The organism is Amycolatopsis sp. NPDC026612 (genome assembly GCF_040638285.1).
GTDB lineage: Bacteria > Actinomycetota > Actinomycetes > Mycobacteriales > Pseudonocardiaceae > Amycolatopsis.
In genome coordinates, this window is record NZ_JBEZYB010000080.1 from 17,726 (window position 1) to 34,276 (window position 16,551).

Here is a 16,551-nt window from a genome sequence, read left to right on the forward strand (position 1 = left end):
TTGGCGATGGCAGAGCAGGACAAGCTCCTCGAGTACCTCAAGCGCGTGACGGCCGACCTGCACCAGACCAGGCAGCGGCTGCAGGCGGCGGAGGCGGCGGAGCAGGAGCCGATCGCCATCGTCTCCCTCGCCTGCCGCTACCCCGGCGGGGTCGCCTCGCCCGAAGACCTGTGGGACCTGGTGGACGGCGGCACCGACGCGATGGCGGCGTTCCCGGACGACCGTGGCTGGGACGTCGAGCGCCTGTACGGCGCGGACGGCGTCCGCGCGGTCGAGGGCGGGTTCGTCCACGACGCGGCCTGCTTCGACCCCGGGCTGTTCGGCATCTCGCCGCGCGAGGCGCTGGCCATGGACCCGCAGCAGCGCCTGCTGCTGGAGACGTCGTGGGAGCTCCTCGAGCGGGCCCGGCTCGACCCGTTTTCGTTGCGCGGCAGCCGGACCGGCGTGTTCATCGGCGCCAACGCGTCCGGCTACAGCAGCACACTGCCGACGGCGGCGGGCTCCGAGGGCTACCTGCTCACCGGGGAGGCGCCCAGCGTCATGTCGGGGCGGCTGTCCTACACCTTCGGGCTCGAGGGGCCGTCGATCACCGTCGACACGGCCTGCTCGTCGTCGCTGGTCGCCCTGCACTGGGCGTGCCAGGCGCTGCGGCAGGACGAATGCGGCCTCGCGCTGGCCGGCGGCGTCACCGTGATGGTCAGCCCGCTGGCCTTCGCCGAGTTCAGCCGCCAGCGCGGGCTCGCTTCGGACGGCCGGTGCAAGTCCTTCGCCGACGCCGCCGACGGTACCGGCTGGGGCGAGGGCGTCGGCATGGTCCTGCTCGAGAAGCTGTCCGACGCCCAGCGCAACGGGCACCGGGTCCTCGGCGTGGTCCGCGGCTCCGCGGTCAACTCCGACGGCGCGTCGAACGGCCTCACCGCGCCGAACGGCCCGTCGCAGCAACGCGTCATCCGGCAGGCACTCGCCAACGCCGGTCTGTCCACTTCGGACGTCGACGCGGTCGAGGCGCACGGCACCGGCACCGCGCTGGGCGACCCGATCGAGGCGCAGGCGCTGCTGGCGACCTACGGCCAGGACCGGCCCGCGGACCGCCCGCTGTGGCTGGGCGCGCTGAAGTCGAACATCGGGCACACGCAGTCGGCGTCCGGCATCGCGGGCGTCATCAAGATGGTCATGGCCCTGCGGCACGGCGTGCTGCCGCGAACCCTGCACGTCGACATCCCATCGTCCGAAGTGGACTGGTCGGCCGGTGCGGTCGAACTGCTGACTTCGCCGCGGCCGTGGCCCGCCGGAGAAACGCCGCGTCGCGCCGGGGTGTCGGCGTTCGGCGTGAGCGGCACGAACGTGCACGTCATCGTCGAGGAAGCGCCTTTGGCCGAGGCGCTCGAACCGTCCGCCCCTTCGGCCGGGCTGCTGCCGTGGGTGGTGTCCGGGGTGAGCGACGCGGCGGTGCGGGCGCAGGCCCGGCGGTTGCTGGACGCCGACCCCGACCCGGTGGACGGCGGCTATTCCCTGGCCGTCACGCGCGCCGGGCTCGCCCACCGCGCGGTGGTGCTCGGTTCCGGCCGCGAGTCGCTGCGTGCGGGTCTGGAGCGCATCGAGGACGCCGTCACCGGCACGGCCGACCCGGATGCGGTGCTGGCGGTGCTGTTCACCGGCCAGGGCGCGCAACGGGTCGGGATGGGCCGGCGGCTCTACGAGCGGTTCCCGGTGTACGCCGCAGCTTTCGATGCGGTTTGTGCCCAGTTCTCTTTTCCGGTGCGCGAAGCGGTGTTCGGCGACGTGTCCGGTTTGGACGAAACCGGGCTGGCCCAGCCCGCGTTGTTCGCGGTCGAAGTCGCGCTGTTCCGGTTGGTGGAGTCGTTCGGCGTCCGCCCTGGCTTCGTGGCCGGTCACTCGATCGGCGAGATTTCGGCTGCGCACGTGGCCGGGGTTCTGTCGCTTGAGGATGCGTGCCGCCTGGTGTCCGCGCGGGCGTCATTGATGCAGGCGCTCCCGCCGGGTGGGGCGATGGTGTCGATCGCGGCTTCTGAGGCCGACATCGTGCTGACCGAGGGTGTCTCGATTGCGGCGGTGAACGGGCCGGAGTCGGTGGTGATTTCCGGGGACGAGGCTGCGGTGCTGGAGGTTGCCGCGAAGTTCGCGAAGACCAAGCGGTTGGCGGTGAGTCATGCTTTCCACTCGTCGCTGATGGAGCCGATGCTGGCGGAGTTCCGGGCGGTGGCGGAGACGCTGACTTACCACCCCGCGGAAATCCCGGTGATCTCGAATGTGAGCGGTGCTCTCGCGGAGCCGTTCACGGCGGATTACTGGGTGCGGCACGTGCGGGAGGCGGTCCGGTTCGCCGACGGTTTGTCCACAATGGAGTCTGCCGGAGTCGGCGTGTTCCTGGAGCTGGGCCCGGACGGCGTCCTCAGCGCGATGGCGCCCGGCACGGCGATCCCCGCGTTGCGGCGTGACCGCGACGAAGAGCGCACGCTGGCAACCGCGCTGGCAACGCTCCACGTGCACGGGATTCCGGTCGACTGGACACCGTTCTTCCCCGGCGGCCGCCGGATCGACCTGCCCGCCTACGCGTTCCAGCGCGAACGGTTCTGGCCGCGCAGCGGCACAGCTCGCGGCGACGCCGGTTCGCTCGGCCTGGGCGCGCTCGACCACCCGCTGCTCGGCGCGGCGGTCAGCTTGGCGGGCCACGACGGCGTCGTCTTCACCGGACGGCTGTCTTCGGACACCCAGCCGTGGCTCGCCGGCCACGCTCTGGGCGGCGCGGTCCTCGTCCCGGGCACGGCGTTGCTGGAACTGGCGGTTCGCGCCGGCGACCAGGTCGGCTGCGACGTCGTCGACGAGCTGACCCTCGAAGCCCCGCTGGCCCTGCCCACCCGAGGCGGCGTCGTGGTCCAGGTCTTCGTCGGCCCGGCCGACGGCGCGGGCCGCCGGGAACTGACGCTGTATTCCCGCCCGGACGACGGCGCGACGCCCGGCCAGGACACCGACACCTGGACCCGCCACGCGAGCGGCCTCCTCGCGACCGGCGCACCCGAGGCCGTGGAGCTGACCGAGTGGCCCCCACCCGGCGCCGAGCAGGTCCCGACCGACGGCCTTTACGACCAGCTCGCCGCCCTCGGCTTCACGTACGGCCCGGCCTTCCACGGCCTGGGCCGGGTCTGGCACCGCGGCGGCGACACGTTCGCCGAGGTCACGCTGCCCGAGGAGTTCCGCGCGGAAGCAGCAACGTTCGGCCTGCACCCGGCCCTGCTGGACGCGGCACTGCACCCGCTCGGCCTGGCAGGCCCGGCCGGCGCTGCCCCCGCCACTGCCGACGCGGTCGGCCCGGCCGCTGCCCCTGCTCCCACGGCCGCCGCGCTCGCGGCCACCGCCCCTGCGACCGCCGCTCCCGCGACCGCCACCCCCACAACCGGGGGCATGCCGTTCTCCTGGAGCGGCGTCGCCCTGCACGCTTCCGGCGCCACAGCCCTGCGCGTCCGGCTGTCCCCGGCCGGGGACAACGCCGTCGCCGTGACCGTCTGCGACCAGTCCGGTGGCGCGGTCGCCTCGGTCGGTTCCCTCGTGCTGCGCCCGATCTCCGCCACCGCGGCCGCCCCGGTCCAGCACGGCTCGCTCTTCCGGCTCGACCGGACGCCAATCGCCGCCGGGCCGGCCGGCGATGCGGTCGTCCTCGGGCCCGACACCTTCGGCATCGGCCTGCCTGTGGTGTCCGATGTGGACATCGATGCCTCCCTCGTCTTCGCCGCGGTGCCGACCTCGACCGTCGCGAATGACTCACTCGCGACGTTCGAGGTGGTTCGCGAGGCGACCCACCGGACCCTCGCCCTCGTCCAGTCCTGGCTCGCCGCCGACCGGCCCGGGCGCCTCGTCGTCGTCACCCGGGACGCCGGCACCGATCCCGCCGCGGCCGCCGCCCAGGGTTTGGTGCGGTCCGCGCAGTCCGAGCACCCCGGGCGGTTCCAGCTCCTCGATCTCGACGACGCGCCGTGGCCCGATCTCACCACCCTGCCCGCTGGCGAACCCGAGGTCGCCGTCCGCGAAGGGGCCTTCACGGCACCGCGCCTCGCGCGCGCCCACAGTGGTGCCCTGACCGTCCCGGGGGCGCACTGGCGGCTGACCGCCACCGGCGGCACCCTCGACGGTCTCACCCTCCGGCCGGAACCGCCGGAGCCCCTCGCGAACGGGCACGTCCGGGTCGCCGTGCGCGCGGCCGGGGTCAACTTCCGCGACGTCCTCGTCGCGCTCGGCATGTACCCCGATCCGGCCGCTGTCCTCGGGTCCGAGGCCGCCGGTGTCGTCACCGAAGTCGCGCCGGACGTCACCGGGTTCGCTGTCGGTGATCGCGTGTTCGGCCTGTTCACCGGCGCGTTCGGCCCGTCCGCGGTGACCGATGCCCGCCTGCTCGTCCCGGTGCCCGCCGGGTGGACCTTCGCCGAGGCCGCGTCCGTGCCGGTCGCGTTCGTCACCGCCTACTACGGGCTGTTCGACCTCGGCGGGTTGGCCGCCGGGCAGTCCGTGCTCGTCCACGCGGCCGCCGGTGGCGTCGGGATGGCCGCCGTCCAGCTCGCGCGCTGGACCGGCGCCGAGGTGTTCGCCACGGCGAGCCCGGCGAAGCAGGACGCCGTCCGCGCCCTCGGCGTCACGCACCTCGCGTCTTCGCGTGACCTCGAGTTCGCACGGAAGTTCGCGGCCGAACGCGTCGACGTCGTGCTGAACTCGCTGACCGGCGCCTTCACCGACGCTTCGCTCGGGCTGCTCGCCCCCGGCGGCCGGTTCGTCGAGATGGGCAAGACCGACCTGCGGGACCCCGCCGCGCTCGACGGCGTCGGCTACCACCCGTTCGACCTCGCCGACCCCGGCCCGGACCGGCTCCAGGAAATCCTGCGCACCCTGCTGACGCTGTTCGCGAGCGGGGCGCTGAGCCCGCTGCCGACCCGCGCCTGGGACGTCGTCCGCGCGCCCGACGCGTTCCGGTTCATCAGCCAGGCCAGGCACGTCGGCAAGAACGTCCTGACCGTCCCGGCACCACCGGACCCGGCCGGGACCGTGCTCGTCACCGGCGGCACCGGGACCCTCGGCGGGCTGCTGGCCCGCCACCTCGTGACCGCACACGGCGTCCGGAACCTGCTGCTGACCAGCCGCCGCGGCGCCGACGCCCCGGGTGCGGCCGCCCTCGCCGCGGACCTGACGGACCTCGGCGCCTCAGTTCGCGTCGAAAGCTGCGACGTCACCGACCGCGCCGCCCTCGCCGCGCTGCTGGACTCGGTGAACCTGACCGGTGTCGTCCACACCGCGGGCGTGCTGGACGACGGGGTCGTCGAGTCGCTCACCCCCGGCCGGGTCGACACCGTCGTCAGGCCGAAGGTCGACGCCGCGCTGAACCTGCACGAGCTGACCCGCGACCGGGACCTCGCCTGGTTCGTGCTGTACTCCTCGCTCGCCGGCGTGGCCGGTGCCGCCGGTCAGGCCGGCTACGCGGCCGCCAACGCCGCTCTCGACGCGCTCGCCACCCGCCGCCGGGCCGGCGGCCTGCCCGGCGTCTCCCTCGCCTGGGGCCAGTGGGCCGAAGCGAGCGGCATGACCGGCACCCTCGACGACGGCGACCTCGCGCGGATCGCCCGGTCCGGCGTCGGCGCCCTCGGCACCGCGGAGGCACTGGCGCTGTTCGACGCCGCCCAGGTCGCCGGCGCCGGGTGCGTGGTCCCGGTCCGCGTCGACCTCGCCGCGCTGCGCGCCCAGGCCGAGCACCTGCCCCCGCTGTGGCACGGCCTGGTCCGCGTGCGCACCCGCCGCGCGGCCGGACGGGGGCCGGGCACCGACGGGCTCGCCGCCCGGCTGGCCGGGCTCGGGGGCGAGGACGTCCGCCGGTTCCTGCTCGACCTCGTCCGCACCCACGTCGCGGCGGTCCTCGGCCACGACGGCGCGGACGCCGTCGATCCGGCCAAGGCGTTCAAGGACCTGGGCTTCGACTCCCTGACCGCCGTCGAACTGCGCAACCGGCTCACCGCGGTCACCGGCCTGCGGCTGCCGGCGACGGTCGTCTTCGACCACCCGAACCCGCAGGCGCTGGCCACGCTGCTGCAGGCGGAGCTGGCCGGCGACACCGGACCCGCCGCCGCCGCGGCGAAAACGGCCGTCGTCGACGACGACCCGATCGCCATCGTCGCGATGAGCTGCCGCTACCCCGGCGAGGTGACCTCGCCGGAAGACCTGTGGCGCCTGGTCGAGACCGGCCGGGACGCGCTGACGGCGCTGCCCGCCGACCGCGGCTGGGACCTCGCGGCCCTGTCCGCCGCCGAGGGCGGGTTCGTCCACGACGCGGGCGGCTTCGACGCCGAGTTCTTCGGCATCTCCCCGCACGAGGCCCTGGCCATGGATCCGCAGCAGCGGCTGCTGCTGGAGCTCTCCTGGGAAGCACTGGAACGCGCCGGGATCGACCCGCGCTCGCTGCGGGGCAGCAGCACCGGCGTCTTCGTCGGCGCCGCGCACCAGGCCTACGGCAGCGGCGTGGCCGAAGTGGCCGCCGGCGTCGAAGGCCACCTGCTGACCGGCAACGCGACCAGCGTCGTCTCCGGCCGCGTGGCCTACACCTTCGGCTTCGAAGGGCCCGCCGTCTCGATCGACACCGCCTGCTCGTCGTCGCTGGTCGCGCTGCACTGGGCGGCGCAGGCCCTGCGCCGCGGCGAGTGCGACCTGGCACTGGCGGGCGGCGTCGCGGTGATGGCGCAGCCCGGCATGTTCGTGGAGTTCGACCGGCAGGGCGGCCTCGCCTCCGACGGCCGCTGCAAGGCGTTCGCGGAGGCCGCGGACGGCACCGGCTGGGGTGAAGGCGCCGGCCTGGTGCTGCTGGAACGCCTGTCCGACGCGCGCCGCCACGGTCACGAAGTCCTCGCCGTGGTCCGGGGTTCCGCGGTGAACTCCGACGGCGCGTCCAACGGCCTGACCGCCCCGAACGGGCCATCGCAGCAACGGGTCATCCGGGCCGCGCTGGCCGGCGCGGGCCTCGCACCGTCCGAAGTGGACGCCGTCGAAGCGCACGGCACCGGCACCACCCTCGGCGACCCGATCGAGGCCCAAGCGCTCCTGGCCACCTACGGGCAGGACCGCGAGGAACCGCTGTGGCTGGGCTCGCTCAAGTCCAACATCGGGCACACCCAGGCCGCCGCGGGTGTCGCGGGCGTGATCAAGGTCGTCATGGCGCTGCGGCACGGCGTGCTCCCGAAGACCCTGCACGTGGACGCGCCGTCGTCGCGCGTCGACTGGGAATCCGGCGCGATCGAGCTGCTCACCGGCGCCCGGCGCTGGCCCGAAACCGGACGGCCGCGCCGCGCCGGCATCTCGTCGTTCGGCATCTCCGGCACCAACGCCCACACGATCCTCGAGCAGGCCCCGGCCGGTGCGGCCGAGCCCGGGCCCCCGGCGACGGCCGTCCCGGTCCCGTGGCTGCTGTCCGCCCGCGACGCGGACGCGCTCACCGCGCAGGCCGGGCGCCTGCGCGCGCACGTCGAAGCGCGGCCGGAGCTTTCCCCCGCCGACGTCGGCTTTTCGCTGCTGAACTCCCGCGCCGCCCTCGAACACCGGCTCGTCGTGGTCGGCCGTGACCGGGAGGAGCTCCTCGCCGCACTGGACACCCCGGCGGCGACCGGCATCGCGCGCCCGGACCGGCGGCTCGCCGTGCTGTTCACCGGCCAGGGCGCCCAACGGGCCGGAATGGGCAGGGGCCTCTATGACCGCTTCCCGGTCTACGCCGAAGCGTTCGATGCCGTGCTCGCGCACTTCGGCCCGGAGTTGCGTGCGGCCTTCGGCGACGCTGAGCTGCTCGATCGGACCGAGTTCACCCAGCCCGCGTTGTTCGCGGTCGAGGTGGCGTTGTTCCGGCTGGTGGAGTCCTTCGGGGTGCGGCCGGATTTCGTGGCCGGGCATTCGATCGGGGAGATTTCGGCCGCGCATGTCGCCGGGGTGCTTTCGCTGGCGGACGCGTGCCGTCTGGTGTCGGCGCGGGCGTCGCTGATGCAGGCGCTGCCGCCGGGCGGGGCGATGGTGTCGATCGCCGCCCCGGAACCGGCCAGCTCCCTCCCCGAGGGCGTCTCCATCGCGGCCGTCAACGGCCCGGAGTCGGTGGTGATCTCCGGCGACGAGGCCGCGGTGCTCGAGGTCGCGGCGAAGTTCCCGAAGACCAAGCGGCTGAAGGTGAGTCACGCGTTCCACTCGCCGCTGATGGATCCCATGCTGGACGAGTTCCGCGCGGTCGCGGAGACACTGACATATCACCCGGCGGAAATCCCGGTGATCTCGAATGTGAGCGGTGCTCTCGCCGAGCCGTTCACCGCGGACTACTGGGTTCGCCACGTGCGGGAGACCGTCCGGTTCGCCGATGGCGTGTCCACAATGGAGTCCGCCGGGGTCGGCGTGTTCTTGGAGCTGGGTCCCGATGCCGTGCTCAGCGCGATGGTCGACGGCCCCGCGGTCGCCGCGCTGCGACGTGACCGCGACGATGAGAGAGCACTGCTCACGGCACTGAGCACTGTTCACGTGCACGGTGTCGAGGTCGACTGGACGTCGTTCTTCCCCGGTGGCCGCCGGGTCGACCTGCCCACCTACGCCTTCCGGCACCGGACCTACTGGCTCGCCGGAGAACCCGGCCCGATCCGTGGGGATGACTCCGGCTTCTGGGACGTCGTCGAGCGGGGCGAGCTCGCTGCCGAACTGATGCTGGACGCCGACGTCGCCGAGGCGGTGACCCCGGCGCTGTCGGCCTGGTACCGGCGGCGCCGTCAAGCGTCCACTGTGGATTCCTGGCGGTACGGCGTGGCTTGGCGTCCGGTGCCGCAGGGCACCGCCGCGCCCGCCGGCCACTGGCTGCTGGTCGTGCCGGAAGCGGGCGAAACGGGTGTCGTGGCCGGGGTCGCGCAGGCGATCATCGAACGCGGCGGGCGGATCACCCCCGTGCGGGTCGACCCGCTGCTGCCGCGCGCGGAGTTCGCCGAGCGGGTCCGGGAGGTGCTCGGCGAGTCCGCAGTGGACGGTGTGGTTTCGTTGCTGGCCTTCGCGGACGGCGGCCTCGGCGTCGCCGCGGGCACGGCCACCGTGCTGCAGGTCCTCGGCGACCTCGGCGTCGGCGGACGGCTGTGGTGCCTCACCCGCGGCGCGGTCGCGGCCGTGCGCGCCGACCGCGTCGAAGCACCGGTCCAGGCCCAGGTCTGGGGCCTCGGCCGGACGGCGGCGATGGAGTACCCGCAACGCTGGGGCGGCCTGCTCGACCTGCCCGCCGAGCTGGACGAGCGCGGCCGCGAACGGCTCGCCGCCGTGCTCGCCGGGACCGAGGACGAGGTCGCGGTGCGCCCGTCCGGGATCTTCGCGCGGCGGCTGGAACGCCGTTCCGCGACGCCGGGCGAGGCTTGGCAACCGCGGGGGACCGTGCTGGTCACCGGCGGCACGGGCGCACTCGGCGCCCAGGTCGCGCGGCGGCTGGCCGCCGTCGGTGCCGAGCGGCTGGTGCTGCTCAGCCGCCGCGGACCGGCCGCGCCGGGTGCCGCGGACCTCGAACGCGAGCTGACCGCTCTCGGCTGTGCGGTCTCGATCGTGGCCTGCGACGCCGCCGACCGCGACGCCTTGGCCGCCGTGCTCCCCGAGGACCTGCGTGCCGTGGTGCACGCGGCGGGGGTCCTGGACGACGGCGTCATCGAGTCCCTCACGCCGGAGCGGTTCGACGCCGTGCTGCGCGCGAAGGCGACCGCGGCCGAGAACCTGGCCGCCCTCACCGGCGGCCTCGACGCGTTCGTCCTGTTCTCGTCCGTGGCCGGCGCGTTCGGTGCCGCGGGCCAAGGCAGCTACGCCGCCGCCAACGCCCACCTCGACGCGCTCGCCCAGCAGCGGCGGGCCGCCGGTCTGCCCGCCGTCTCCATCGCGTGGGGCCCCTGGGCGGGCGACGGGATGGCCGCGGGCGACGCCGGAGCGCGGCGGCGCCTGCGGGCCGCGGGCGTCGGTGCCTTGGAGCCCGGTCTCGCCCTCGACGCCCTCGCCCTCGACGCGACGGCCGAGGCGCCGGTGGCCGTGGTGGCCGATCTCGACTGGGACGTCTACCTCCCGGCGCTGCGGGCCGTCCGGCCCCGGCCGCTGTTCACCGGGTTCGCCGAGCCGGCCGCGAGCGGCCCGGAGCCGGCGGCCGCGGAACCGGCGGGGCTGCTCGCCGGACTGTCCGAACAGGACGCGGCCCGGACGGTCCTCGAGCTGACCCGCACCTACGTCGCGGCCGTGCTCGGCTACGTGGACGCGGCCGCGGTCGACCCCGGACGGGCGTTCTCCGACAGCGGGTTCACCTCGCTGACCGCGGTGGAGCTGCGCAACCGCCTCGACGCGGCGACCGGGCTGAGCCTGCCCGCGACGCTGGTGTTCGACCACCCGACCCCGGCCGCGCTGGCCCGGCACCTGCACGGCGAGCTGCTCGGCCGCCTGCCGGAACCGGCCGGCACCGGGTTCGTGACCCACACCGAAGAGCCGATCGCGCTCGTCGCGATGGGCTGCCGGTTCCCCGGCGCGGTCGCCACGCCGGAGGACCTCTGGCGGCTCGTCGCCGACGGCGTCGACGCGATGACCGGTCTGCCCGGGGACCGCGGCTGGGACCTCGGCGCGCTCTACGACCCGGACCCGGGCAAGAGCGGCCACAGCTACGTCCGCGACGGCGGTTTCCTCGACACGGCGGCGGAGTTCGACGCGGCCTTCTTCGGGATCTCGCCGCGGGAAGCCCTCGCCATGGACCCGCAGCAGCGGCTGCTGCTGGAGATCACCTGGGAGGTCTTCGAACGGGCCGGCATCGACCCGCACGCGCTGCGCGGCAGCCGCACCGGCGTCTTCGCCGGCACCAACGGCCAGGACTACGCCGGTCTGCTCGGCGCGGCAGGCGAGGAGGTCGGCGGCTTCATCGGCACCGGCAACGCCGCCGCGGTCGTGTCCGGCCGGCTGGCCTACGCGTTCGGCCTCGAAGGTCCCGCGCTGACCGTCGACACCGCCTGCTCCTCGTCGCTGGTCGCCATCCACCTCGCGGCGCAGGCCCTGCGCCGCGGTGAGTGCGACCTCGCGCTCGCCGGCGGCGCGACCGTGATGTCCACCCCCGCCACGTTCGTCGAGTTCAGCCGTCAGCGCGGCCTGGCTTCCGACGGCCGGTGCAAGGCGTTCGCCGAGGCGGCGGACGGCACCGGCTGGGGCGAAGGCGCCGGGCTCGTGCTCCTGGAGCGGCTGTCCGACGCGCGTCGCCGCGGCCACCGGGTCTTGGCGGTCCTGCGCGGATCGGCCGTGAACTCCGACGGCGCCTCAAACGGCCTGACCGCGCCCAACGGTCCGTCACAGCAGCGGGTCATCCGGGCCGCGCTCGCGGACGCCGGTCTGTCCACTTCGGACGTCGATGTCGTCGAGGCCCACGGCACCGGGACCAGACTGGGTGATCCGATCGAGGCACAGGCGCTGCTGGCGACCTACGGTCAGGACCGGTCGATCCCGCTGCTCCTCGGCTCGGTGAAGTCCAACATCGGCCACACCCAGGCCGCCGCGGGCATCGCCGGGGTCATCAAGATGGTCATGGCCATGCGCCACGGCGTCCTCCCGCGGACGCTGCACGTCGACGCGCCTTCGTCCCAGGTGGACTGGTCGGCGGGGTCCGTGGAACTGCTCACCGAAGCGACTCCGTGGCCGGAGACCGGGCACGCCCGCCGCGCCGGGGTGTCGGCGTTCGGCGTCAGCGGCACCAACGCCCACCTCGTCCTCGAAGCGGGCGAGCCCGAGCCCCCATCCCCCGTGCAGCAGGGACTCACGCTCTGGCCGCTGTCGGCGAAGGACGAGCCGGCCCTGCACGAGCAGGCCCGGCGCCTCCGCGCCGCGGTCGGCGAGGACGCTCCGGTGGCCGAGGTCGGCCGCACCCTGGCGACCGGTCGTGCGGCCCTGGAGCACCGGGCTGTCGTCCTCGGGGACCGCGACCAGCTCCTGGCCGGGCTGGCCGACCTGGACAACGCCGTGCGCGGCACCGCCGTCCCCGGTGGCCGCCTGGCCGTGCTGTTCACCGGTCAGGGCGCCCAGCGCGCCGGGATGGGCCGCGAGCTGTACGCCCGGTTCCCGGTGTTCGCCGACGCCTTCGACGCCGTGTGCGCGCAGTTCGACGGCCTGCTCGACGCCTCCCTGCGCGAGATCGTCTTCGACGGCGGCGACCGGCTCGACCGGACCGGCTACACCCAGCCCGCGCTGTTCGCCGTCGAAGTCGCGCTCCACCGGCTGGTGACGGCGTGGGGCGTGCGGCCGGACTTCGTCGCCGGGCACTCGATCGGCGAACTGGTCGCCGCCCACGTCGCCGGGGTGCTTTCCCTCGAGGACGCCTGCCGGCTGGTGGCCGCGAGGGCGTCGCTGATGGAGGCCCTCCCCGCCGAAGGCGCGATGGTGTCCATCGCCGCCCCCGAATCCGGCATTTCCGTGACCGGCCGGGTCTCGATCGCGGCGGTGAACGGCCCGGCGTCGGTGGTGATCTCCGGCGACGAGGCCGCGGTGCTCGAGATCGCCGCGGAGTTCGCCGGGCGCGGGATCAAGACCAAGCGGCTCACCGTGAGCCACGCCTTCCACTCCCCGCTGATGGACCCGATGCTGGCGAAGTTCCGCGCGGTCGCCGAAAGCCTGACGTACCACCCGGCGGAAATCCCGGTGATCTCGAACGTGAGCGGCGCTCTCGCCGAGCCGTTCACCGCCGGTTACTGGGTCCGGCACGTCCGGGAAGCCGTCCGGTTCGCCGACGGGCTCGAAACACTGGCCGGTGCCGGGGTCACCACGTTCCTGGAGCTGGGCCCGGACGCCGTGCTGACCCCGATGGTCACCGGCGGCACGGCCGTCCCGGCCCTGCGCCGCGACCGCGGCGAGGAGCGGTCGGTCCTGACCGCGCTCGCGACCCTCCACACGGCCGGTGTGCCGATCGACTGGGCCGCGTTCTACCCGCCCGCCCGCCCGGTGGACCTGCCCACCTACCCCTTCCGGCGGCAGCGCTTCTGGCCCGAGCCCGCGCTCGCCGCCCCGATGTCCGAAGTGGACGCCGAGTTCTGGAAAGCCGTCGAAGGCGAAGATCTGGAGTCGCTCGGGTCGCTGCTCGGTCTCGACGGCGACCAGCGCGCCTCCATCGCCACCGCCCTGCCGGCCCTGTCCGGCTGGCGGCGGGCGAGCCGGGTGAGTTCCGACGCCTGGCGCTACCGCGTCGTCTGGCGCGAACTGCGGGAAACCGGCGCCGCGGTGTCCGGCGACTGGCTGTTCGTGCTGCCGGAGACCCTCGACGACGCCGCCACCGTGGCCGCGGTGGCCGGTGCCTTCGCGACGTCCGGAGCGCGGCCCCTGGTCGTCCGCGTTCCCGAGGACGCCGACCGCAGCACGGTCGCGAAGCTCGTCGAGGCCAAGCTGGCGGAGGAAGGCGCCACGCCGGCCGGGGCGCTGTCACTGCTCGCCTTCGCGACCGGTGCTCCCGCGCCGGCCGTGGCCGCCGGGTTGCCGCAGACGCTCGCCCTGGTCCAGGGCCTCGGTGACGCGGGCGTCGCCGCGCCGCTGTGGTGCGCCACCCGCGGCGCGGTCGCGACGGCCGACGGCGACACCGTCGCGGACCCGGCCCAGGCGCAGTTCTGGGGCTTCGGCCGGACGGTCGCGATGGAGCACCCGAACCGCTGGGGCGGCCTCGTCGACCTGCCGGAAACCTTCGGCGCCGAGGACGGCCCGAGGCTCTGCGCGGTGCTCGCCGCCGGTGGCGAGGACGAAGTCGCCGTCCGGCCCGGCGGGGTCTTCGCCCGCCGTCTCGTCCGCGACACCGGCCCCGGTCCACAGTGGACGCCCGCGGGCACGGTGCTCGTCACCGGCGGCACCGGCGCGCTCGGCGGGCACGTCGCCCGCTGGCTGCTGGACCACGGGGCCGGGCACGTCGTCCTGGCGAGCCGCCGCGGTGGCGAGGCCCCGGACGACCGGGTGACGGTCGTCGCCTGCGACGTCGCCGACCGGGACGCGGTCGCGGCCCTGCTGGCCGAGCACCCGGTGTCGGCGGTGGTGCACGCGGCGGGCGTCCTCGACGACGGCGTCGTCGACACCCTGACCGGCGACCGGTTCGCCGAGGTGCTGCGGGCCAAGGTGACCGGGGCCCGGATCCTCGACGAGCTGACCGGCGACCTCGACGCCTTCGTGCTGTTCTCCTCGCTCGCCGGCGCGGCCGGTGCCGCGGGACAGGCGAACTACGCGGCCGCGAACGCCGAACTGGACGCGCTCGCCCAGCGCCGTCGCGCGGCCGGCGAGGCGGCCGCCTCGATCGCGTGGGGCCCGTGGGCGGGCGCGGGCATGGCCGCCGGGGGAGCGGACCGGATGCGGCGCGCCGGCGTCACCCCGCTGCCCGCGGCGGCGGCCGCGGCGGTGCTCAGCCGGGCCACCCACTCCCAGGTCGTCGCCGACATCGACTGGGACACCCACCCCTCGGCCCGGCCGCTCTACGCCGAGCTGGCCCCGGCGGCTCCGGTCGCCGAAGCGCCCGCCGGCCTCGGCGACCGCCTGGCCGGGCGGTCCGCGGCCGAGGCGGGCGAACTCGTCCTCGGTGTCGTCCGCGAGCACGTCGCCGCGGTCCTCGGCCACGGCCGGGCGGCCGACGTGGCCCCGGACCGGGCGTTCAGCGAAACCGGCTTCACGTCGCTGACCGCGGTCGAGCTCCGCAACCGCCTGGACCGCGTCACCGGGCTGAACCTGTCCGCGACGCTCGTCTTCGACCACCCGTCGCCGTCCTCGCTGGCCCGGTACCTGACCGCGGAACTGCGGGCGAACGAGCCGGCGCCCCGGGGAGCCGACGGGCTGCTCGACGAGCTCGGCCGCGTCGGAGCGGCCCTCGGCGAATCCGACCGCGCCCGCGTCGCCGACCGGCTGCGGCTGCTCACCGCGGGCTGGACGGCCGAGCCGGCCGCCCCCAGCCTCGAAACCCCGAGCCTCGAAACCGCCAGCGACGAGGAGATGTTCGACCTCCTCGGCAAAGAGTTCGGCATCTCCTGATCCGGCGCCCGCGACTGCATGGAGTGAAGACGATGGACAACGAGGAGAAGCTCCGCTACTTCCTCAAGCGGGTCACGGCCGATCTGCAGGACACCCGCCGCCGGCTCCAGGAGGCGCAGACCACCGAGCCGGTCGCGATCGTCGGCCTCGGCTGCCGGTTCCCGGGCGGCGTCCGCACCCCGGCGCAGCTGTGGGAGCTGGTCGAGAGCGGCCGGGACGCGATCTCCGGGTTCCCCGGGGACCGCGGCTGGGACCTCGGCTCGCTGTACGACCCGGACCCGGAGACACCGGGGACGTCGTACGTGCGCGAGGGCGGCTTCGTCGACGGTGTCGCCGATTTCGACGCCGGGTTCTTCGGCATTTCCCCGCGAGAAGCCCTGGCCATGGACCCGCAGCAGCGGCTGCTGCTGGAGACGTCGTGGGAGGCCCTGGAGCACGCGGGGATCCGGCCACCGTCGCTGAAGGGCAGCCGGACGGGGGTCTTCGTCGGCTCGAACGGCCAGGACTACGGCACCCTCATGCTGAGGTCCGCGGAGGCGCTCGAAGGGCACCTCGCGACGAGCAACGCCGCTAGTGTCCTTTCCGGACGCATTGCGTACGCGTTCGGGCTGGAGGGGCCGACGCTCACGGTCGACACGGCGTGTTCGTCGTCCCTGGTCGCCCTGCACCTGGCGGTGCGGGCCCTGCAGCAGGGGGAGTGCGACCTCGCGCTCGCCGGCGGTGTCACCGTGCTGCCGACCCCGGGGTCGTTCATCGCGTTCAGCCGGCTGCGCGGCCTGGCCCCGGACGGCCGGTGCAAGGCGTTCGCCGAATCCGCCGACGGCACGTCGTGGGGCGAGGGCAGCGGCATGGTCGTCGTGGAGCGGCTGTCCGACGCGCGTCGCCACGGGCACCCGGTTCTGGCGGTCGTGCGGGGTTCGGCGGTGAACTCGGACGGTGCCTCAAACGGCCTGACCGCGCCCAACGGTCCGTCACAGCAGCGGGTCATCCGGGCCGCGCTGGCCGACGCCGGTCTGTCCACTTCGGACGTCGATGTCGTCGAGGCGCACGGCACCGGGACGACGCTGGGTGATCCGATCGAGGCACAGGCGCTGCTGGCGACCTACGGCCAGGACCGGCCGATCCCGTTGTGGCTCGGCTCGGTGAAGTCCAACATCGGCCACACCCAGGCGGCCGCGGGGGTCGCCGGGGTCATCAAGATGGTCATGGCCATGCGCCACGGCGTCCTCCCGCCGACCCTGCACGTCGACGAACCGTCGTCGCGGGTGGACTGGTCGGCGGGGGCCGTCGAGCTGCTCACCGAGCGCCGCGAGTGGCACTCGGACCGGCCGCGGCGGGCCGCGATCTCGGCGTTCGGCATGAGCGGTACCAACGTGCACACGATCCTGGAAGAAGCGCCGGCCGAAGACGTGCCTGCGGCCGGGCCCGACGAGCCCGGCCGGGTCGTGCCCTGGGTGCTGTCGGCCCGGTCGCCCGAAGCTCTGCGCGCGCAGGCCGCCGCCCTCGCCGGCG

General features: G+C 74.7%; 2 protein-coding genes. Both read left to right on the forward strand.

Annotated elements, in window-relative coordinates; genetic code table 11:
* Positions 1 to 6 precede the first annotated feature (6 nt).
* Complete coding sequence (locus AB0F15_RS38000; protein ID WP_360281433.1) at positions 7 to 15,039, forward strand: type I polyketide synthase; 15,033 nt, start codon at positions 7 to 9, stop codon at positions 15,037 to 15,039.
* A gap of 32 nt (positions 15,040 to 15,071) precedes the next feature.
* Positions 15,072 to 16,551 (forward strand): beta-ketoacyl synthase N-terminal-like domain-containing protein (locus AB0F15_RS38005; protein ID WP_360281435.1); only part of this gene is annotated, 1,480 nt, incomplete at its 3' end.